The organism is Mycobacterium sp. SMC-17, assembly GCF_045310915.1.
GTDB lineage: Bacteria > Actinomycetota > Actinomycetes > Mycobacteriales > Mycobacteriaceae > Mycobacterium.
This window is the reverse complement of the sequence record NZ_JBJIAK010000014.1, coordinates 81,574-103,421: the sequence shown is the minus strand read 5'-3', so window position 1 is coordinate 103,421 and position 21,848 is coordinate 81,574. Positions and strand designations below refer to the sequence as shown.

The following is a 21,848-nucleotide window of genomic DNA, read 5'->3' as shown; positions in this document are numbered from 1 at the left end:
GGTCTATTTTGTCCACTGATACCCGGTTGAACGAAACCGGCCGCGGCCGGTTCGCCAAGCTGCCCCCGGAACTGGACCGTCCGCAGGACCGGCTGGACTACATGGACGAGGCGACCTTCCTGTCGTACCGGGCCAGCGGTCGGGTCCAGGTCATGCTGGCGCTGTGGTTCTACGAAGGACCCGTCGACCTCGACGGCCTGCGCCGCTTCCACGATAACTTCGGCCGGAGCCTGGCGGCCCGGCGCATCGAGCGCTCGCCGCTGCCGTTCGGCCGGGCCCGCTGGGTGGCCGCGCCGGCCGTCGAGCGCCCGCTGGACATCGTCGAAACCGCCCGCCCGCGTTCGGAACTGACCGACTGGCTGGAGGAGCGGTCGCAGATCCCGATCGACCCGGAGCACGGTCCCGGCTGGCACCTGGGCGTCCAGAAGTTCAGCGACGGTTCGACGGGTGTCGCGCTGGCGCTGTCGCACTGCCTGATCGACGGCACCGGTGCGGTGGCCGCGATCATGGAGTCTGTGCTCGGGCAGGGCCGCGATCTGGGTTACGCCCAGCCGGGCTCCCGCACCCGCTGGCAGGGTCTGCGCGCCGACCTGCGTCAGGCGCGGCGGGACTGGCCCGAGGTCCGGCGCACGGTGGTGGCCGCCGCCAAGATGTTGCACCGCCGGCGTCACGAAATCTCCAAGTCCGGTGACACCCGGCCCGCGGTGACGGCAGGCAACCCCGACGAGTACGTGCTGCTGCCGTTCGCCGGCACCCACATCGACGTCGAGCAGTGGGACGCCAAGTGCGCCACGCTCGGCGGCAACACCTACTCCCTGGCGGCGGCATTCGCCGCCCGGCTCGGTGTGCGGATGGAACGGCATCGCAAGCACGACAACAACATTGCGCTCATGGTGGCCGTCAACGACCGGACCTCGATGGAGGACACCCGGGCCAACGCCATGGCGTTCGCCAATCTCACCGTCGATCCGACGCACGTCGCCAAGGACCTGACGGATCTGCGGGGCGCGCTGCGTACGTCCCTGTCGACGGCCAAGGAGCAGCCGGACGAGTCGTTCATCCTGCTGCCGCTGACGCCGTTCATCCCGCTGCGCGCGGTGAACAAGACGGCCGACCTGGTGCTCGGCGACATGCCGGTGACGTGCTCCAACTTCGCCGAGCTGCCGGACCTGATGTGCCGCCCGGACGGCGTCAACCAGGCGACGTTCCTGAACTGCTGGGGCGTCGAGCAGAAGGTCAAGCGGGCCGACATCGAGCGGCCCGGTGGCCTGCTGGTGGTCGCGTCCGGCCGCTACAACGGCCGGGTGAACCTCGGCATCGTCGGCTACCAGGTGGGGGCCGAGAACAGCCGGGCCATGCTGCGTGAACTCGTCCGCGAGACGCTCGAGGAATTCGACCTCACGCCGCTGACCATCTACTGACGGGCGGTCCCGCCCAGGCCCCTAACGGGCCTGGGCGGCCTTTTCCAGCAGATCCGCGGTGCGTGCGACGCTGTCCGCGGGCTTCGTCATGCGCGCGGCAGCGGCCCGCACCCGCTCGGCGCACTCCGGCTGCAGCGCGGTGCGCAGCGCGGACTTCAGCGACGCCGGCGTGGTCTTCGAGAACCGGCGTGATGCGCCCAGCCGCAGCTTCTTGACCTGCCCGGCCCACACCGGCTGGTCGGCACTGACCCACAGCACCACCGTCGGCACGCCGGCACGCAGCCCGGCCGCGGTGGTACCGGCGCCGCCGTGGTGGACCAGGGCCCGGCACAGCGGGAACACCGCGGCGTGGTTGACGGCACCGACCAGCTTCACGTGGTCGCCCAGTGTGGTGGTGTCCGGCAGATCCCAGACGCCCGAGCTGATCAGCGCCCGCTCGCCGAGCTCGGCACACACCGCGTCGATCATCGCGATGGCCTCGGCGGGGGATTCCACCGGCATACTGCCGAAGCCGAAATAGATGGGCGGCTTGCCATTTGCGATCCACGCCATCACGTCGGCGTCGGTGTCGGTCTGCAGCTCCATCGACATGGACCCGACGAGGGGCTTGGCGTCGCCGTATTCGGCCGCCAGGCCGGGGAACAGCACCTCGTCGTAGGCCTGGATTTCCAGGGCCCCACGGTCCTCGATGCGCCGGACCGCCCGCACGGTGGCCGGCGGCAGGCCCAGGGTGCGCCGCTGGATGTCCTCGGCCTCCTTGAGCATGCGCCAGTGGAACCACTCGCCGACGGCGAAGCCGCGGCGGATCAGCGGCAGCGGCAGCGGTACCGGCAGCACCTGGCTGTTGGGGCGGAACGGGAAGTAGTGCAGCGCGGCCAGCGGGATGTCGAAATGCTCGGCGACGTTGGCGGCCACCTCCTGATAGGTGGTCCCCGCGAGCAGCAGATCCGCGTCCGCGGCGACCTCCGTGAGAGTGGCACTCATGTCCTGCCAGCCCTGCGTCATGTAGTCCCGGAGTTCGCGGACGACACTCACGGGGTTCTTGATGCTCAAGTGGTCACGAAAGATGTCGGCATCCAGTTGCTGCTGAGAATCCACGCCGTAGCTGGCAGGCTCGGGAAGGCCCGCCGAGGCGACGAAGGAAACCAGATTCGGCGGCACCGCCATGCGAACTTCGTGGCCGCGGCGCAGCAATTCTCTGGCCACGGCGCCGCTGGGCTCGATGTCTCCACGCGTGCCATGAATGGCGATAGCAAACTTCACAGAATGCCACACATATCGGTCTGCCGCTGATCTCCGCATTGCTGGGGCATGAATGGCAACGAGGGCGCCGGATGCCCGTAGGCACGGCGGGGGGTAGGTGACTTCATCAGTGGCACACCCGATTACAGCATGGCGACAGCAATGCGGCTCTTTGGCGGCGTCGATATTGGGGTGCCGGTCGGTGCATCAGATCCGTTTGCGGCGTGTAGCCTGTCGGGGATGCTGAAACGTGCCAGGCCAAGCGGTGCTTTGGCACATGCGGGTTTCGCCGCACTCGGCAAGTTCGTGGTGCGGCGTCCCGTCGTGGTTTTGGCGTCCTGGGTCGGCATCGCGATCGTTCTTTTCCTCGCTCTTCCGACGTTGGTCGACGTGGCCAGCCGCCGCCCGCCGCCGTTCCTGCCGCCCGATTCGTCGACGCTGATCGCCAGCAACGCGATGAAGAACGCGTTCCGCGAGGCGGACGCCGGCAACATCGCGGTGGTCCTGCTGACCAACGACAAGGGCTTCAGCAAGGAAGACGAAGAGGTCTACCGGCGCCTGGTCGACAAGCTGAACGCCGACAAGACCAACGTCCGGTCCACGCAGGACTTCATCCACATCCCCGAGCTGCGCCAGGTGATGGCCAGCAAGGACGGCAAAGCGGTGCAGCTGCCCGTCAGCCTCGTCGGCAGCATGGGCACCGGTCCCGGCCAGCTGGCGTACCGCAATGCCAAGAAGACCATCGAAGAGGTGGTCAAGGGCAGCGACCTGACGCTGAACATCGTGGGTGCGTCGGCCACCTTCCAGGACATCAACGACATCGGTGCCCGCGATCAGCACATGATCGAGACGGCCACCGGCATCCTCGTCTTCTCGATCCTGATCATCGTGTACCGCAGCGTGGTCGCGATGTTGCTGCCGCTCGTCACCATCGGTGTCTCGCTCATCGTGGCGCAACAATTGGTGGCGGGACTGGGACTATTGGGTCTCGCGGTGGGACCGCAGACCCTGGTGCTGATGACCGGCATGATGATGGGTGCCGGGACCGACTACGCCATATTCCTGTTCAGTCGATATCAGGAGTTCATCAGACAAGGCGTCGCCACCGATCAGGCGCTGGTATCGGCGCTCACGTCGATCGGTGAAGTCATCGCCGGCTCGGCCGGCACCGTCGCGATCACGTTCCTGGCGCTCTCGTTCGCCACGCTCGGGGTGTTCGCCACCATCGGCCCGGCGCTGGCCGTGACCGTGCTGGTCGGCTTCCTCGCGTCCGTGACGATGCTGCCGGCGCTGATCGTCCTGGTCGGCCGCCGTGGCTGGATCAAGCCGCGCAAGGACATGACGGGCAAGTTCTGGCGTCGGTCCGGCGTCAACATCGTGCGCCGCCCGGTGACCCACCTGGCCGGCAGCCTCGCGGTGCTGCTGGCGCTCGCCGGCTGCGCGACGATGGTCCGCTACAACTACGACAACCGCAAAGACCTCGACCCGGACGCGGCGAGCAACGTCGCCTACACGGCGCTGAACAAGCACTTCCCGATCAGTACGACGATGCAGCAGTTCATCCTGATCCAGTCGCCGCGTGACCTTCGTGCCCCGAAGTCGCTCGCCGACATGGAGCAGATGGCGCAGCGCGTCGCGCAGCTGCCGCACATCGACGCCGTCCGCGGTATCACGCGTCCCACCGGTGACGTCCTGGAGCAGGCCAAGGCGACCTACCAGGCCGGTGAGGTCGGCAGCAAGCTCAAGGACGCCTCGAACCTCATCAACGGCAATGACGCGCTGCTGCAGAAGCTGGTCGACGGCGAGTACCAGCTCGCCGATGCGCTCAACCAGATCCGTACGCAGGTGCTCGGCGGCATCGGCCCGGTGCGGCAGATGCTGACCCAGATGTCGGCGCTGCAGAAGCAGTACGGCGGCTCGAAGACGCTGGACGATCTCGACAAGTCGGCCAAGATGGTGTCCCAGATGACGTCGCTGGGCGACGCTGTCGGTGGGCAGCTGGTCCGCGTCGGCGATGTCTACAAGTGGTCCGGGAAAGCGCTCGAGACACTGAACGCGACGCCGTTCTGCAACTACTACCCGGCGTGCAACGACCTGAAGATCGGTCTGCAGAACGTCAACGAGGGCAACGACCCCGAGACCGTGCAGAAGGTCATCAACCTCGGCCACATGCTGCAGCAGTACAAGAGCGACCCCGGGATGGACGACAAGGTCCGCGGGATGGGCACCAACATCGAGAGCATCACCAGCCTGCTCAAGCAGCTGCGCCTGTACGACACCGCGGACCTGGAGCGGCGGCTGCAGCAGGCGGTCGACGGCGTCAACCTGCTGGCCGACTCGAGCAAGCAGCTCGCCGACGGTGTGAAGCTGCTGGTCGACCAGGTCCGCGGCATGGGCGGTGGCCTGAACCAGGCCTCGTCGTTCCTGCTCGGTATGCGCCGCGACGCCAACACCCCGCAGATGGCCGGTTTCTACGTGCCACCCGAGATCCTGAGCCGCAACGAGTTCGAGAAGGCGACGCTGTTCGTGTCCCCGGACGGCCACACGGTGCGCTACCTGGTGCAGACGGCGCTGAACCCGTTCGGCACGGAAGCCATGGACCAGACCAACGCGATCGTGAAGGCGGCACAGACAGCACTGCCCAACACGACGCTGTCCGACGCCAAGGTGTCGATGGTCGGTCTGTCCGCGGTGAACCGCGACATCCGCGACTACTACAACAGCGACATCCAGTACATCGTCATCGTGACGCTGATCGTGGTGTTCCTGATCCTGGTGCAGCTGCTGCGGTCCGTCGTGGCACCGCTCTACCTGGTGCTGTCGGTGGTGCTGTCGTACGGTTCGGCGCTGGGCATCGGCGTGGTGTTCTTCCAGTTCATATTGGGCTACGACATCTCGTGGAGTGTGCCGGGTATCGCCTTCCTGGTGCTGGTGGCGGTCGGCGCCGACTACAACCTGCTGCTGATATCCCGAATACGTGACGAAGCGAAATGGGGCGTGCGCTCGGCGATCGTGAAAACGGTCGCCGCGACCGGCGGCGTCATCACCTCTGCCGGCCTGATCTTCGCGGCGTCGATGCTCGCGATGACCGTCAGTAGCATCCTGGGCGCCGTACAGCTCGGCTTCATCATCGGTGTCGGCCTGCTGCTGGACACGTTCATCGTCCGTACGGTGACCGTGCCGGCGACCGCGGCGCTGCTCGGTGACGCCAACTGGTGGCCGTCCAAGTCGCCGCGGCGCAAGCGGGAAGAGGCCGAGGAAGCAGAGGCCGCGGCTGCCACCGAACGGCTGCTGGCCGAGCGCAAGGCCCGCCGGGAGTCCGACGAGGTCGAACCGTGCCCGGAGTGCGGTTACGCGGCCACCTGTGACGCCTGCCAGATGACGACGGCCTTCGAGGCCGCCGGAGCGGTACAGCACCGCGGCTTCTTCGGCTGAGCCGCTGTCGAATTTCCGAGAAATTGAACTTTCTCGTCAATAAACCTGATTGAATTCCTGACGTCCGGCGGGGGAGTTCGGGGTCGATGTTCTGTGCGGCGACCAGATTCGCCCGCACCGCGACTCTGAAGAACAGGACATTCGATCGCCATGGAGCTCCGGAAATTCGTTGACGCATTGCGGCCACTCCCGGGATGGATCGGGGGTGGCATTCTCGACTGGTACCAGCTCGGGCTCAGAAAACCACGCGACGCGACCACCTATTACGGGGCGACCATTCATTGCGACCCCGTCGATTCAATTCAGCGGAGCATCATCTACTACGGCGTGTGGGAACCCGCCATTTCGCGCATCATCGAAAGCAGCCTAACGCCGGGAGATCTGTTCGTCGACATCGGCGCGAACATCGGCTACGACTCCCTGCTCGCGGCGACGCGGGCCGACGTCGTCGCCATCGAGGCGGCACCCCACATCTACCGAAAGATGTTGCGCAATCTGGAAAGTAACCCCGATCTCGCCGACCACGTCCGGCCCGTGAATGTTGCGGTTTCCGACCATGTGGGCGAACTGGACCTGTACGACTTCGGACCCTGCAACATCGGGGCCACCACGACGTTGCCGTCCCGGAAGGGAAAGAAATGCGCGACGGTCGCCGCGGCGCCGTTGCTGGATATTCTCGCGCCGGAGGAATTGGCACGTGTGCGCCTGATCAAGATGGATGTCGAAGGTGCTGAAACAACAATACTCAGCGATATTTTCGATCACATCGACGCGTTTCCCGAGAATATGAGCATCATCTTCGAAGCCAATCCCGAAGACGACCGGGCCGCTTTCGATGTGCTGTTCAAACGCATTCAGCAAAACTTCGCCGCCTACGAAGTGGAGAACGGCTACAGCAATGCCTGGTATCTCAAATGGAAAGCCGGTCCACTCAATGAATTGCACGCCGCACCGACGCGGCGCACCGATATTCTCCTGACCCGCGCATAGCGCCGGCGGCCGCCAGCGCGGACCAGGCCGCACGGTGCGCGGCCTGGTCCCGGCGGGGAATCAGGCGTCCAGGCGCGCCAGGGCACCCTTGCGGTACAGCTCGGTGCAGGCCTGGCGGCGGATCTTGCCGCTCGTTGTGATCGGGATCGAACCCCGGCCCACGAGCACGAGGTCGGCGGCGTTCACGCCGTGCACCTGCGAGATGGCAGAGGTGATGTCGTGCTTGACCTGAGCCAGGTTCTCGCGGACCTCGTCCTCGGTCTCGCCGCGCTTCTTCATCTCGATGACGACGGCGAACTGCTCGACACCGTCCTCCTCGAAGCCGACGGCGGCGGTGCGGCCGCCCGAGACGGCGCTGACGGTGGCCTCGATGTCGTCGGGGTACAGGTTGCGGCCACGGATGATCAGCAGGTCCTTGATCCGGCCGATGATGAACAGCGAGCCTTCGGAGATGAAGCCGAGGTCGCCGGTGCGCAGCCAGTACTCCGACGGGGTGCCCTCGGGGGCGTCCTCGAGCACGCCGCGGAAGGTCTTCTCGGTCTCTTCGGGCTTGTTCCAGTACCCGGCACACACGTTCTCGCCGTGCGTCCAGATTTCGCCGACGGTGCCCTCGGGGGCTTCGCGGCGGGTCTCCGGGTCGACGATGCGAACCAGGGGCGACGGCGAGAAGCCGTAGCTCACCAGCGGGCTGCCCGACTCGACGCGCTCGACGATGCCGTCGGCCAGCTTCTCGGTATCGAATTCCACGACGGTCGGCGGCTCGCCCGATTCCCGCGATGCCACGTAGAGGGTGGCCTCGGCCAGGCCGTAGCTCGGCCGGACGGCCTTGCCCGGGAGGCCGAACTTGGCGAAGCGCTGGATGTAGCGCTTGACGGTGGTCGGCTGCACGCGCTCGGCGCCGCTGAAGACCGTCAGCACGGTGCTCAGGTCCTTGCCGGCCATGTCCTCGTCGGTGGTCCGCGCGGCGGCCAGGTCGAAGGCGAAGTTCGGCGCGGCGGTGATGACGTTCTTGTGGCTGCCCATCAGCTGCATCCAGCGGGCGGGCTTGACCAGGAACGAGATGGGGCTGGTCATCACGGTGTGCCAGCCGCCGAGGATCGGCGTGCACACGCCGAGCAGCAGGCCCATGTCGTGGTACAGCGGCAGCCACGTCACGACGGTGCTTCCCGGAGGAGCGACCTTGCCCCACTCGGAGAAGAAGACCGCGATCATCTGTTCGTAGTTGGCCGAGACGTTGCGGTGCGACACCATCACGCCGGCGGCCGTGCGGGTCGAGCCGGAGGTGTACTGCAGGTACGCGGTCTCGGGCCGAACTTCGCGGCGGGAGAACGGCTTACGACGGGTCTCCAGGTCCAGTTCGTCGACGGCCAGGACGACGGGGCTGCGGCCGTCGTCGTTCGGCGTCGCGTACTGCGCGACGGCGTCCTTGCTGGCCGCGGTGGTCAGGGCGACGACCGGCTGTGCGTCCTTCATGACCGAGATGACGCGCTCGTCGTGGTGACCCATGATCGGCTGGGTCAGCGGTACGGCGATCATGCCGGCCTCGAGGGCGCCGAGGAATCCGACGACGTATTCGAGGCACTGGGGGGCGACGATGACCACACGGTCGCCGATCTCACCGTGCTGGCGCAGTTCGTGGGCCACCGCGACGCTCTGCTGGTACAGCTGAGCCCAGGTGAGCGTCTTCGCCACACCGTCGGGGTCGGTGTCGTAGTCCATGAACGTGAAAGCCAGGTCGTTGGGTTGCAGGCTGGCGCGCTCGCGCAGGACGGCCGGCAGAGACGACTCGATCACGGACACTTCCTCCTCGGGGGTATACGGGCAGGGGTGAGGGCCGGGTGCCGTCGAAGGCGGTGAAACACAGTCAAACTGACACCGGGTGCCGGATAGCAGAGTAAGGCATACGCGCAGATTTTGACGTATCAGGCTTTTTGCTGACGAGTCTCCGGCGGTCGGTGGCGGAGGCTCAGCGGGCGGCCTTCGAGAACCACTTGGTCTTGATCAGCCACGAGTGCGCGGACGCCAGTGCGAAGACGCCGCCGCACATGCAGGCGAAGACCCACACGAACTTGCCGTCTTCGAGCGGCTGCAGCTCCGGTACGAGCGATGTCAGGATGCGGGTGGCGCACGCCAGGATGCCGCTGCCGGTGGCGAACAGGTAGATGTTGGCGATGCGCCGAGAGTCCTCGTTCTTGCGCAACACCAGCAGGGCGCGCGCACCGAAGACCAGCAGGTAGGTCAGCGTCCCGCACAGCACGAGCCAGTAGGCGGCCAGCCAGCCGTCGGTGGGCATGGTGAACAGGTCGGGGGAGTACTCGCGTCCGGCCACGCTCATCGAGAACAGGGCCAGCAGGATCGGGATGCACAGGGTGGCGGGCCGCTCGATGTACTGCGTGAACATCTTCTGCATGGCCGAGTCGTCGGCGAGGCGGCCGATGGCGTTGTAGACGATGGCCGAAGCGGCCACGATGTAGCAGTCGTGGCCGAGGTAGGCGGGCAGGTTCCAGACGCCGGTCATCGAGTGGATGGCGCGGCCGAGCGTGTCGGCGGCCATCGGGGACATCAGGACGACGGCCGCGGCCTGCAGCGCGATGTTGAGGGTCGCCGCGACTTCCCAGCGGCAGGACCAGGTGACGCGACGGATCCAGAGACTCCACGCCATGCAGGCGAGAGTGATCGTAATGAGAAATGTGAGAGCCATGGTGGAAGCCTTTTAGAAGCCCGTGTCAGCGCTTTGTGACTGCTCAGATTTTACTTGTCAGAGCGGCGGTGCATCAGCACGTCGCGTCATTTCCGACAATTTCGTGGCGCGTTTGGGGACCGCCGGCGCCGCCGTGGCAACCGCGAGGGGTGCCGACTGGATGTAGTTGATGACCTCGTCGTGGCTCATCAGGCCGAACCGAACTTGCAGGTCGGGATAGCTCAGCCGGAAGTGATCGGCCACCAGGCGGAGCTCTTCCGCATTGGGATAGTCGGCCTCTTTGATCCGCCGGTAGTACGTACTGCTCGACGTTCCGAGCGCACCGTAGATCTCCCTCGCTTCGACGTCGCCGTCGAAGATGTAGTCGAGCAGCGCCTTGAGCTGTCTGCCGTTCTGGTCTGTTCGGGGCACTCTGCCACGATAGACCCTTCCCCTCGTTGGTTGCTAGCAACTGTTTTTGCGACACCTAAGCCGTAATTGACATGGGCGTCACAGTTTCGGGAGCTATGTCCCAAATTTGGGAATCGTGTTGTAGTGTGCATCACATGACTGTTGCGTACGCCGGTGAGATCGGTGCCGTTCTCCCTTCTGCTGCTGCGGCGACGATGCACGTCGCCGACTACGAGTTCGGCGGTTATGACACCGCCGGTACTGCGGTCGACATGCGGCGCCTCCAGGCTCCGCTGTCGCCGGTGATCACGGCCGAGCTCGAGGGTGCGGTCGAATACCTGGGTGTCGATGCCGAGGTGCTGCTGATCGCGGCACTCGGCCGCGCGATCGAGCGGGTGATCGGGCCCGGCCGGGCCGCGGTCGACGTGGCCGCAGCAAAAGAACGCGCCGGCGGCGGACTGGCCGTCATCCGCCGGCTCGAGGTCGACGCCGTCTCGGCATCCGACGTGGACGCCACCGCGATGGTGCAGACGGTGCGCGGCGCGCTGGCGGCCGCCACCGCCGACCCGAAGGACGTTGCCGACGTGTTGTTCAGTTACGGCATGGCCGCGATCGACGGCGAGCACCCGGGCCCCGCGCACACGCTCGAGGTCCGCGCCTTCCACGCCGACGACGCGCTGCACGTCGACTGGTGGTATGCCCGGCATCAGTTCGAGCCCTACACCGTGGAAGAACTCGCCGAGCAGTTCTCCTACGCCGTCATCGAGCTCGCGTCGGAGGCAATGCCGGTCGCCGAGTAGTCCGGCGTCATCCGGAGCGGCCGGCGCCCGTTAGAATCGCTGCATCGCATCGATCCGGCCATCACCGGGGAGCATTCGGAAGAACGGCTGCGGCTCAGTAGAACCGAACGGGTGGGCCCGTCATCGCCTGTAGTTGAGCGGCGCACGCGCGCGACCTTCCGGGGTCGGCTGTGCGCAAGCGGGGTGGTACCGCGGCACTCGCGTCCAGACGCGAGATCGTCGTCCCCGTGCCTGGACTGAGCACCTGATCGGTGCTGACGGCACTGGAGACCCGACGTGAGCGCGTACCCCAAGACCGCAAGCGGCACACCGAATTTTCCCGACCTCGAAACCGAGGTCCTGGAGTTCTGGGCCCGCGACGACACCTTCCGCGCCAGCATCGCGCGTCGCGACGGCGCCCCCGAGTACGTCTTCTATGACGGACCGCCGTTCGCCAACGGCCTGCCGCACTACGGCCACCTGCTGACCGGCTACGTCAAGGACATCGTTCCCCGCTACCGCACCATGCGCGGCTACAAGGTGGAGCGCCGGTTCGGCTGGGACACCCACGGCCTGCCCGCCGAGCTCGAGGTGCAGCGCCAGCTCGGCATCTCCGACAAGGCCCAGATCGAGGCCATGGGCATCGGCGCGTTCAACGACGCCTGCCGCGCCTCGGTCATGAAGTACGCGGACGAGTGGCAGTCGTACGTCACCCGCCAGGCCCGCTGGGTCGACTTCGAGAACGACTACAAGACCCTGGACCTGACCTTCATGGAGTCGGTGATCTGGGCGTTCAAGCAGTTGTGGGACAAGGGCCTGGCCTATGAGGGCAACCGGGTGCTGCCGTACTGCTGGAACGACGAGACGCCGCTGTCCAACCATGAGCTGCGCATGGACGACGACGTCTACCAGAGCCGGCAGGACCCGGCGCTGACCGTCGGCTTTGTCGCGACCGACGGCCCGGTCGCCGGCGCCCGCCTGCTGGTCTGGACGACGACGCCTTGGACGCTGCCGTCCAACCAGGCGGTCGCCGTCAACCCCGACGTGACCTACGTACAGGTGGTGGGTCCCGACGAGCAGAACTACGTTTTGGCCGAGCCGCGGCTGGCCGCCTACGCCCGTGAGTTCGGCGAGGAGCCGGTGATCGTCGGCAGCTACCTCGGCGCCGAACTGCTGGGTACGCACTACCTGCCGCCGTTCGCGTTCTTCGTCGACAGCGACAAGGCGCACAACGCATTTCAGGTGCTGCAGGGCGATTTCGTCACCACCGAGGACGGCACCGGCATCGTGCACATGGCGCCGGCCTACGGCGAGGACGACAAGGCCACGTGTGACGCCGCCGGGATCGTGGCGGTCACGCCGGTGGATTCGACCGGCCGGTTCGACTCGACGGTGCCGGACTACCAGGGGCAGCAGGTCTTCGAGGCCAACCCGCAGATCATCAAGGATCTGAAGAACGGCACCGGCCCGGCGGCGGTGAACGCCCCGGTGCTGCTGCGCCACGAGACCTACGAGCACTCGTACCCGCACTGCTGGCGGTGCCGCAACCCGCTGATCTACCGCGCGGTGTCGTCGTGGTTCGTCAAGGTCACCGAGTTCCGGGACCGGATGGTCGAGCTCAACCAGCAGATCACCTGGTACCCCGAGCACGTCAAAGACGGCCAGTTCGGCAAGTGGCTGTCCAATGCCCGCGACTGGTCGATCTCGCGAAACCGCTACTGGGGCAGCCCGATTCCGGTGTGGAAGTCCGACGATCCGGCCTATCCGCGCATCGATGTCTACGGCAGCCTCGACGAGCTCGAGCGTGACTTCGGCGTCCGTCCGGACAATCTGCACCGCCCGTACATCGACGAGTTGACGCGGCCCAACCCCGACGACCCGACCGGCAAGTCGACCATGCGCCGCATCGAGGACGTCTTCGACGTGTGGTTCGACTCGGGCTCGATGCCTTATGCGCAGGTGCACTACCCGTTCGAGAATCAGGACTGGTTCGACGGTTCGGCGAGCGAAGAAGCCCATTTCCCGGGCGACTTCATCGTCGAGTACATCGGCCAGACCCGCGGCTGGTTCTACACCATGCACGTGCTGGCGACGGCGCTGTTCGACCGTCCGGCCTTCAAAACCTGTGTGGCACACGGCATCGTGCTGGGCAACGACGGCCAGAAGATGAGCAAGTCGCTGCGCAACTACCCGGACGTGTCCGAGGTGTTCGACCGCGACGGCTCCGATGCCATGCGCTGGTTCCTGATGGCCTCGCCGATCCTGCGCGGCGGCAACCTGATCGTCACCGAGCAGGGCATCCGCGACGGTGTCCGCCAGGTGTTGCTCCCGGTCTGGAACGCGTACTCCTTCCTGGCGCTGTACGCGCCGAAGAAGGGCACCTGGCGCACCGATTCGACGAATGTCCTGGACCGCTACATCCTGGCCAAGCTCGCCGACCTGCGGGACGCCCTGACCGAATCGCTCGACGCCTGCGACATCTCGGGCGCGTGCGAGCAGCTGCGCCAGTTCGCCGAAGCGCTCACCAATTGGTATGTGCGACGGTCGCGTTCGCGGTTCTGGGAGGAGGACACCGACGCCATCGACACGCTGCACACCGTGCTGGAGGTGACGTGCCGCCTGGCCGCGCCGCTGCTGCCGCTGGCCACCGAGGTGATCTGGCGTGGGCTGACCGACGAGCGTTCGGTGCACCTGACCGACTGGCCCGAGGCCGGCGTGGTCCCGGCCGACCCGGAGCTGGTCGCGGCGATGGACCGCGTGCGCGAGGTGTGCTCGGCAGGTTCGTCGCTGCGCAAGGCCAAGAAGCTGCGCGTACGGCTGCCGTTGCCGAAACTGACGGTGGCCGTGGACAACCCGTCGGCCCTCGCGCCGTTCAAAGACCTGATCGCCGACGAGCTCAACGTCAAGGCCGTCGAGCTGACCGACGACATCGACGCCTACGGCAAGTTCGAGCTGGCCGTCAACGCGCGCGTCGCCGGCCCGCGCATCGGCAAGGACGTGCAGGCCGCGATCAAGGCGGTCAAGGCCGGGGAGGGTGTCGTCAACCCCGACGGCACGCTGACCGCCGGGCCCGCCGTGCTGTTGCCGGAGGAGTACAGCTCGAAACTCGTTGCCGCAGAACCGGACTTCACCGCGGCGCTGCCGGAGGGCGCGGGCCTGGTGGTGCTCGACGCCACCGTCACGCCCGAGCTGGAGGCCGAGGGCTGGGCCAAGGACCGCATCCGCGAACTCCAGGACCTGCGCAAGTCCACCGGGCTGGAGGTTTCGGACCGGATCACCGTGACGTTCGCGGTGCCGGCCGACAAGCGGGCGTGGGCGACCACCCATGCCGACCTGATCGCCGGCGAGATCCTGGCCACCGGGTTCACCGTGGTGGATGCGGCCGAGCTGGCCGACGGTGCCGACGTCGGCGACGGCGTCCGGGCCGCGATCGCCAAGGCCTGACCCGGTTTCCCGCGAACAGGCGCTAGCTGCTCACCCGGGCCGACTGACCCTCGAAGGTCACGGTGTCGCCGGGGCGCAGCTGCCGTCCGCGCCGCGTCTCGACCTCGCCGTTGACGCTCACGAGCCCGTCGCCGATGACCGCCTTGGCGTCGGCTCCGCTGTCGATGAGATTGGCGAGTTTGAGGAACTGACCCAGCCGGATCGATTCGTCACGGATCGGCACGTCGTTCATTCGGTGAAGCGTAGCGACTGTCATATTTCCCGTCGCTACGCTCGCCCCTCTAGATTGGCTGCTGTGGATCGCTGGGTCCTGCATCTGGACATGGATGCCTTCTTCGCGTCCGTCGAGCAGTTGACCCGGCCTACCTTGCGGGACCGCCCGGTGCTGGTCGGCGGGCTCGGTGGTCGTGGCGTGGTGGCCGGGGCCAGCTACCAGGCGCGCCGATTCGGTGCCCGCTCGGCGATGCCCATGCACCAGGCCCGGCGGTTGGTGGGCGCGTCCGCGGTCGTGCTGCCGCCGCGGGGCGCGGTGTATTCGGTGGCCAGCCGGCGCGCGCTCGACGCGGTGCGTGCCGTGGTGCCGGTGCTGGAGCAGTTGTCGTTCGACGAGGCGTTCGGTGAGCCGGCCGAACTGGTCGGCGCCGAGCCCGACGAGGTCCGCCAGTTCTGCGAAGACCTGCGGGCTGCCGTGCGGTCGGAGACGGGGTTGGTGGCCTCGGTCGGCGCCGGATCGGGCAAGCAGGTCGCCAAGATCGCGTCGGGCCTGGCCAAGCCCGACGGGGTCCGGATCATCAGCGGCGACGAGCAGGGCTCGCTCTTGGCGGCGTTGCCGGTCCGGAAATTGTGGGGGATCGGGCCGGTCGCCGAGGAGAAGCTGCACAGGCTGGGCATCGAGACCGTGGGCGCGCTGGCGGCGCTCAGCGATGCCGAAGCCGCCGACGTCCTCGGCGGCACCGTCGGCCCGGCGTTGCACCGGCTGGCCCGCGGCATCGATGACCGTCCGGTGGTCGAGCGGGCCGAGGCCAAACAGATCAGCGCCGAATCCACGTTCCAGATCGACCTCACCACGCTGGAGCAGTTGCGCGAGAAGATCGGGCCCATCGCCGAGCATGCGCATCGTCGGCTGCAGCGCGACGGTCGCGGCGCCCGCACCGTCACGGTGAAGCTGAAGAAGTCCGACATGAGTACGCTGACGCGCTCGGCGACGTTGCCGTACGCGACCACCGACCCGTCGACCCTGGCCGCGACGGCCCGCCGGCTGCTGCTCGACCCGGTCGAGATCGGCCCGATTCGCCTTGTGGGCGTAGGGTTTTCGGGCCTGACTGACGCCCGGCAGGAGTCGTTGTTCCCGGAGCTGGAGCTGGTGGACGATGGCGAGGTCGCGACGTCGGCAGACCAGGGCGGCCCGCTGAGCGCCGCGCCGATCGAATCCCCGTGGCGCGTCGGTGACGACGTCCAGCATCCGGACCACGGCCACGGCTGGGTGCAGGGCGCCGGACACGGTGTCATGACGGTGCGGTTCGAGACCCGGGCCAGCGGTCCCGGGGTGGCCCGCACCGTCGCGGCCGACGATCCGCAGATCACCCGCGCCGACCCCGTCGACAGCCTGGACTGGCAGGACTACCTGGCGCAGCTGCCGACCGACGACGGCGGGCCTGACGCCTAGTCCCGGTGGGGATGAAGGCCGCGGGCGAGATTCGGTGTTCCGCTCCCTGTGGCGACCAACGCTTCCCGGATCTGTGGAGTGTCCGCAGTGGTGGGTCGGCTTTCCGGTGCGAGGAGGGACAGCACGTCGGCGCCGATGATCGGGGCGAGCGCGGTGCTCATGTTCACCGTGAGGTGGTGGCCGTCGCGATAGACCAGCGTGTCCCCGATGATGCTGGGGCAGACGGCGTCGTTGCACAGGTAGTCGCTGTAATCCAGGTAGTCGAATGTGCTGCCGGCGGCCAGCTCCGTCTCGGCCCGGCGGACGGCCTGGTTCAGCGCCCGGTCCCGAGGCAGTGCGCAGCGCTGGGCGTCGTCGGGGTAGAGCCCCAGGCAGAAGGTGGGCGCCACCCCGATTGACGGGGTATCGGCGAGCACCGCGACGCGTGTCTGCGCGGGGAGCTCACTGATGGTGTCTGTCAGCGCCTTTCGCCAGTGCGCCGCCGGGTCGGCATCGTTCAGCACATAGCTGGATCCCCAGGCGCCGAGAAGGATCAGTGCCGGTTTGGCTGCGGCGAGGCTGTCGAGCACGTTTTCGCGCCATTCGGCACACCGCGGGTAGGTGGCGATATGAATATGGGCCGACGGGCAGTGACTCTTGGTGCGGTTGTCGAGCCGGATCAGGCCCTGGTCGGCGAGGGCGGATAGTGCCGGATACCAGTGCGCCGCATGGGAATCGCCGAACAGGACGACGAGCGGCGCCTGCGGGTTGGTCCCGACGGTGCAGCCGGCCGGGTCGGTGGCCCACTGCCCGCGGTGGCAGCCGTTCGCGTAGATGACCGGCTCACCGCCGGCACCGTCGGAGAGCTCCGGGGTGAGGTTGCTCGGCACATACGGGGTCCCGGCGGGTTTCACGCTCAGCGCCGCGTGCACCGCGGGGCGGCCGGCGTCGCGCCGGGGGGACTGCACGACGGCGACCGTGAGAACCACGGCACAGACGGCGGCCATCACGCCTGCCGTCGCGGCCAGTGTGCGGCGGGGGCGGGCCGCGTTCAGCCATGTCATGTGCTGGCCCGGTTGTTCGACGTAGCGGTAGAGCAGCCACGCCAGCGGGACACAGGCCGCGACGATCGCGACGCGCAGCCACATGGGCAAGGTGTGCATGTATCCGGTGGCGGCGACGGGCAAGACGAGCAGGGGCCAGTGCACGAGGTACAGCGAGTACGAGATATCGCCGGTCCAGGTGAGCGGGCGCAGGCTCAGGAGCGCCGCGGGCCCCCAGCGCACGGGGCCGGCGGCGATCAGCAGCGCGGTGCCGAGCACCGGCACCGCCACGGCGTCGCCGGGGTATTCGGTGGCGGTGGAGAACAGGACACCGCTGCCCACGATGGCGGCCAGCCCGGCCCAACCGGCGACGGCGCCGATCCGGGGGCCGAAGACGCGGCCACGGGTCAGCACGACGAGCGCGACGAGGCCGCCGACGCCGAACTCCCAGATCCGCGGGAACAGGATGAAGAAGGCGTTCGGCTGTGAGAAACCGGTCAACCACACGCACAGTGCGAACGATGCCGCGACGACGGCGCCGATGGCCGCCACCCGGCGGGTGCGCAACTTGACCAGACCGAACAGCCCGACGAGCAACGCCGGCCACAGCAGGTAGAACTGTTCCTCCACACCGAGCGACCAGTAGTGCATGAACAGCGACGGCGTCTTGTCGGCGAGGTAGTCGGTCGCGCGGTAGGCGAACAGGACGTTCGGCACGTAGAACGTCGCGGCGATGGCGTCCTTGACGACGTACCCGAACTGCAGGGGAGACACCCAGTAGGCCGCCGCGGCCACCGTGGCGACGATGACGGTCAAGGCGGCCGGCAGCAGCCGGCGCACCCGCCGGGCGTAGAACGCGCCGTACCGGATGTGCCCGCGCTGGTGCAGCTCGCTCAACAGGTGTGTGCTGATCAGGAATCCGGAGATCACGAAGAAGACGTCGACGCCGACGTAACCGCCACCGAATCCGGGGATCTCCGCGTGGAACAGCACGACGAGTGCCACCGCGACCGCGCGCATGCCCTGAATGTCGAGACGTTTCTGCTGTTGGTGTCGGCTACCGAGCGCCGTCGATTCCACTTGTCTTCCCCCCGGGAGTTGGGCGTGGGGGAAATTATCATTGGGTCGTCAATTCACTGCACGTTGACGGACAAGTCGTCCATCCAGTGGGACAGTTTCGCTAAACCCACTCAGCGAACAGGTCTGTGACCGGTATTTCGGCGGCGAGTGCCGCCATCAGCAACACCCGGGCCTGAGCGGCGCGCAACCCGCCCGCGGACACCGCCCCGGCGTCCAGCAATGCCCTTCCGGGACCGTAGCCCGATGTGACGCGCGCACCGGGCACCCGTGTCGCAATCGCCACCGCGACGCCTGCGGCGCACAACCGCTGCACCCCGGCGAGCACCTTGGACCCGGCGTTGCCCGAGCCGAGCGATTCGAGGACGATTCCGCCGGCGCCGGCCGCGGCAAAGGCGTCCATCGCCAGTGCGTCACTGCCGGCATACGCGGCGACGATGTCCACCCGCGGCGCGGACGCCGCCGACAACGCGCCGAGTCGTGGCCGCTTTTTGACCGCGCCGGCGACGAACGAGCCGTCATCGAGCGAGCCGACCGCCATACCGAGCAAACCGTGCCCGGTCTTGGTCAGGCCGAGGGGCTGCCACACCTGCCCGGCCATGCTGACCAGCACGCCGAGGTCGCGGGCCGACCCACTGGTGGCGACGGTGATCGCGTCCCGCAGGTTGGCCGGGCCGTCGGCATCGGGTGCGTCGCTGCTGCGCATGGCGCCGGTCAGGACCACCGGTGCGGCGCCGTCGTACGTCATGTCGAGCCACAACGAGGTTTCTTCCATGGTGTCGGTGCCGTGCGTGATGACGATCCCGTCGGCGTCACCGGCGGCCCGCACGGCCGCCCCGATGCGGTCCCAGTCGGCCGGGGTCAGTTCGGAGCTGTCGACCGACATGAGGTCGACGGTGTCGACCTGGACTCCGGCGCCCAGATCGTGGACCAGGTCGGTGGCGCTACGTGTCGGGCGGGCTATGCCGTGTTGGTCGGTGCTGGTGGCGATGGTGCCTCCGGTGGCGATCACGACGACGCGAGTCATGGGCGAAATTGTTCCTCACGGGGTCTTTGGGATGATGGGGGAGTGACTGATGAATCCACGGAGCCGGAGGCGACCTCGGGCACCGGGCCGGAGACGGCTGAGAAGGCCGGGCCGGAGACGGCTGAGAAGGCCGGGCCGGAGACGGCTGAGAAGGCCGGGCCGGAGACGGGTGAGAGCGCCGAATCGCCGGTGACCGAGCCGGCGCAGGCCCAGCCCGTCGCGCGGCGGTTGCGGCTGTTGCTGATGGTCGCGGCGCTGGTGCTGGGGCTGGATGTCCTGACCAAGGTGCTGGCGGTGAAGCTGCTGGTGCCCGGTCAGCCGGTCGAGATCATCGGTGACACCATCACCTGGACGCTGGTCCGCAATTCCGGGGCGGCCTTCTCGATGGCGACCGGTTACACCTGGGTGCTGACGTTGATCGCCACCGGCGTGGTCCTGGGCATCATCTGGATGGGCCGGCGGCTGGTCTCGCTGTGGTGGGCGCTGGGCCTGGGGATGATCCTCGGCGGTGCGGTGGGCAACCTGATGGACCGGTTCTTCCGGTCGCCGGGGCCGCTGCGCGGGCACGTGGTCGACTTCCTCTCGGTCGGCTGGTGGCCGGTCTTCAACGTCGCCGACTCCGCGGTGGTGTGCGGGGCGGTGCTGCTGGTCGGGCTGTCGATGTTCGGCATCGATTTCGATACCGAGAGCAAGCAGGCGCCGGCCGCCGATTCCACGGAACCCACTGATACACAACAGGATTCGCCGGCACAGCCGGAACCGGCCGCTGCGGCCGCCGACGAGGCTGAAACCAACCGATGAGCAGCCGTTCGATGCCGGTCCCCGAAGGACTGGCCGGGATGCGGGTGGACGCGGGTCTGGCACGCCTGCTGGGGTTGTCGCGCACCGCGGTCGCCACGATCGCCGAAGACGGCGGCGTCGATATCGACGGCGCGCCGGCGGCGAAGTCGGACAAGCTGGTGGCGGGCTCCTGGCTGGAGGTCCGCCTGCCCGAGGCGCCGGCGCCGCTAGAGAACACGCCGCAGGACATCGAGGGCATGGCGATCCTCTACTCCGACGATGACATCGTGGCCGTCGACAAGCCGGCCGGGGTGGCGGCACATGCGTCGTTGGGCTGGACGGGCCCGACGGTCCTCGGCGGGCTGGCCGCGGCCGGCTTCCGGATCAGCACGTCGGGCATCCACGAGCGACAGGGCATCGTGCACCGGCTGGATGCCGGCACGTCCGGCGTCATGGTGGTGGCGTTGTCAGAGCGGGCGTACACCGTGCTCAAGCGGGCGTTCAAGCACCGCACCGTCGACAAGCGCTACCACGCGCTGGTGCAGGGCCACCCGGATCCGTCGAGCGGCACCATCGATGCGCCGATCGGCAGGGCCCGGGGCAACGACTGGAAATTCGCCGTCACCGAAGGCGGCCGGCACAGCATCACGCACTACGACACCATCGAGGCGTTCGTGGCAGCCAGCCTGCTGGACGTGCACTTGGAGACCGGCCGCACCCACCAGATCCGGGTGCACTTCTCCGCGCTGCATCACCCGTGTTGCGGTGACCTGACCTATGGTGCCGATCCGACGCTGGCGAAGAAGCTGGGACTCGAGCGGCAGTGGCTGCACGCGCGCTCACTCGGGTTCGCCCATCCGGCCGACGGCAGGTGGATCGAGATCACGAGTGAGTACCCGCCGGAATTGCAGCACGCTCTGGATGTGTTGCATCGGCAGTGACCACTACCGCGACGGCCACTACGAACCAGAACCGGGGATTGCTGCTCGGACTCGGTGCCTACGGGTCGTGGGGTCTGTTCCCCGCATTCTTCCCGCTGCTGAAGCCGGCGAGTGCCTTCGAGGTGCTGGCCCATCGCATCGTGTGGACGGTGCTGCTGATGTTCGTGGTGCTGGCCGTCGGCCGCCGCCTGGGTGACCTGCGCCGGCTGTCGGGCCGCACGTGGGGCCTGTTGGTGTGCGCATCGGCGCTGATCTCGCTGAACTGGGGCATCTACATCTATGCCGTCAACAACGGCCATGTGGTCGACGCGGCACTGGGTTACTTCATCAATCCGCTGGTGAGTGTGGCGCTGGGCGTCGCGCTCTTCGGTGAGCGGCTGAATCGCGCGCAGGCGGCGGCGCTGGCCATCGCCATGGTCGCGGTGGTCGTCCTGGCGGTGCAGGCCGGTGAAATCCCGGCGATCGGCCTCGGCGTGGCGGTGTCGTTCGGTGTGTACGGCGCGGTCAAGAAGGTGGTGCGCGCCGACCCGCGGGTCAGTGTCGGCGTGGAGGCCGGGGTGGCCGCGCCGTTCGCGGTGGCCTATCTCGTCGTCCTCACCGTTGCCGGGCAGGCGACGGTTCCCGCACTGGGCGCCGGCCACACACTGCTGATGATGTTGTGCGGCCCGGTGACGGCGCTGCCGCTGTTGATGTTCGCCGGTGCGGCGCAACGGCTTCCGCTGGTCACCATGGGCCTGCTGCAGTACCTGACGCCGGCGCTGCAGATGGCGTGGGGCGTCGTCGTCGGACATGAGCCGATGCCGGTGGGCCGGTGGGCCGGCTTCGTGCTGATCTGGCTGGCACTGGCAGTGTTCACCGGTGACGCGGTGTTGCGCGCCCGTCGTGCCGCGGTGCCGGCCGCGCTGGAGAAGGATCCGGTCGCGACGTAGGCGG

At 67.6% G+C, this 21,848-nt stretch carries 16 protein-coding genes; 9 read left to right on the top strand and 7 right to left on the bottom strand.

The window, feature by feature from the left end:
- The first annotated feature begins 26 nt into the window (after positions 1-26).
- On the top strand, positions 27-1,421 hold the full coding sequence (locus ACJH7A_RS11900; RefSeq protein WP_406802009.1) for a hypothetical protein: 1,395 nt from the start codon (positions 27-29) through the stop codon (positions 1,419-1,421).
- A gap of 21 nt (positions 1,422-1,442) precedes the next feature.
- Here ACJH7A_RS11900 and ACJH7A_RS11895 read toward each other — a convergent pair whose 3' ends face one another.
- Complete coding sequence (locus tag ACJH7A_RS11895; protein ID WP_406774651.1) at positions 1,443-2,684, bottom strand: glycosyltransferase; 1,242 nt, start codon at positions 2,682-2,684, stop codon at positions 1,443-1,445.
- A 219-nt stretch (positions 2,685-2,903) separates the two neighbouring features.
- On the opposite strand from ACJH7A_RS11895, the gene ACJH7A_RS11890 reads away from it, so the two are divergent.
- Positions 2,904-6,098: an RND family transporter gene (locus ACJH7A_RS11890; RefSeq protein ID WP_406802008.1), complete on the top strand. Its 3,195-nt coding sequence runs from the start codon at positions 2,904-2,906 to the stop codon at positions 6,096-6,098.
- Positions 6,099-6,248: 150 nt separating this feature from the next.
- Positions 6,249-7,088, top strand: a complete 840-nt coding sequence (locus tag ACJH7A_RS11885) for an FkbM family methyltransferase (protein WP_406802007.1) — start codon at positions 6,249-6,251, stop codon at positions 7,086-7,088.
- A gap of 60 nt (positions 7,089-7,148) precedes the next feature.
- Here the strand turns inward: ACJH7A_RS11885 and ACJH7A_RS11880 are convergent, their stop codons facing one another.
- The 3 genes from ACJH7A_RS11880 to ACJH7A_RS11870 form a co-directional block, all read right to left on the bottom strand.
- On the bottom strand, positions 7,149-8,888 hold the full coding sequence (locus ACJH7A_RS11880) for an AMP-binding protein (protein ID WP_305798685.1): 1,740 nt from the start codon (positions 8,886-8,888) through the stop codon (positions 7,149-7,151).
- A 166-nt stretch (positions 8,889-9,054) separates the two neighbouring features.
- Complete coding sequence (locus ACJH7A_RS11875; RefSeq protein ID WP_212811495.1) at positions 9,055-9,789, bottom strand: hypothetical protein; 735 nt, start codon at positions 9,787-9,789, stop codon at positions 9,055-9,057.
- A 57-nt stretch (positions 9,790-9,846) separates the two neighbouring features.
- Complete coding sequence (locus tag ACJH7A_RS11870) at positions 9,847-10,200, bottom strand: hypothetical protein (protein ID WP_020100525.1); 354 nt, start codon at positions 10,198-10,200, stop codon at positions 9,847-9,849.
- Between the two features lie 134 nt (positions 10,201-10,334).
- On the opposite strand from ACJH7A_RS11870, the gene ACJH7A_RS11865 reads away from it, so the two are divergent.
- Positions 10,335-10,979 carry a hypothetical protein gene (locus tag ACJH7A_RS11865; RefSeq protein ID WP_406802006.1) on the top strand — a complete coding sequence of 215 codons (645 nt, stop codon included), beginning with the start codon at positions 10,335-10,337 and terminating at the stop codon, positions 10,977-10,979.
- A 276-nt stretch (positions 10,980-11,255) separates the two neighbouring features.
- Positions 11,256-14,402: an isoleucine--tRNA ligase gene (ileS, locus tag ACJH7A_RS11860; protein WP_406802005.1), complete on the top strand. Its 3,147-nt coding sequence runs from the start codon at positions 11,256-11,258 to the stop codon at positions 14,400-14,402.
- Positions 14,403-14,424: 22 nt separating this feature from the next.
- Here ileS and ACJH7A_RS11855 read toward each other — a convergent pair whose 3' ends face one another.
- Positions 14,425-14,634 (bottom strand): RNA-binding S4 domain-containing protein, encoded by a 210-nt coding sequence (locus ACJH7A_RS11855; protein WP_212811492.1) that lies wholly within the window; start codon positions 14,632-14,634, stop codon positions 14,425-14,427.
- A gap of 90 nt (positions 14,635-14,724) precedes the next feature.
- On the opposite strand from ACJH7A_RS11855, the gene ACJH7A_RS11850 reads away from it, so the two are divergent.
- Positions 14,725-16,068 (top strand): DNA polymerase IV, encoded by a 1,344-nt coding sequence (locus ACJH7A_RS11850; RefSeq protein WP_244872942.1) that lies wholly within the window; start codon positions 14,725-14,727, stop codon positions 16,066-16,068.
- Here the strand turns inward: ACJH7A_RS11850 and ACJH7A_RS11845 are convergent.
- Together ACJH7A_RS11845 and ACJH7A_RS11840 are read right to left on the bottom strand one after the other, a co-directional pair.
- The gene (locus ACJH7A_RS11845) at positions 16,065-18,170 is read right to left on the bottom strand and encodes an acyltransferase family protein (RefSeq protein ID WP_212811490.1); all 2,106 of its coding nucleotides are present in this window, start codon (positions 18,168-18,170) and stop codon (positions 16,065-16,067) included. The two genes, ACJH7A_RS11850 and ACJH7A_RS11845, sit on opposite strands and share 4 nt — an antisense overlap.
- A 100-nt stretch (positions 18,171-18,270) precedes the next feature.
- Positions 18,271-19,194 (bottom strand): asparaginase, encoded by a 924-nt coding sequence (locus tag ACJH7A_RS11840; protein WP_212811489.1) that lies wholly within the window; start codon positions 19,192-19,194, stop codon positions 18,271-18,273.
- 189 nt (positions 19,195-19,383) lie between these two features.
- Between ACJH7A_RS11840 and lspA the strand changes: the two genes are divergently transcribed.
- From lspA to rarD, 3 genes are read left to right on the top strand one after another with little or no spacing between them, the layout of a single operon-like run.
- Positions 19,384-19,995: a signal peptidase II gene (lspA, locus tag ACJH7A_RS11835; RefSeq protein ID WP_244872941.1), complete on the top strand. Its 612-nt coding sequence runs from the start codon at positions 19,384-19,386 to the stop codon at positions 19,993-19,995.
- Positions 19,992-20,915, top strand: coding sequence for an RluA family pseudouridine synthase (locus ACJH7A_RS11830; RefSeq protein WP_212811487.1), 924 nt, complete (start codon positions 19,992-19,994; stop codon positions 20,913-20,915). The genes lspA and ACJH7A_RS11830 overlap by 4 nt, the downstream gene beginning before the upstream one ends.
- Entirely contained in the window at positions 20,912-21,844 is a 933-nt protein-coding gene (gene rarD / locus ACJH7A_RS11825; RefSeq protein WP_212811486.1) for an EamA family transporter RarD, read from the top strand. Before ACJH7A_RS11830 ends, rarD begins: the two co-directional genes overlap by 4 nt.
- Positions 21,845-21,848 lie beyond the last annotated feature (4 nt).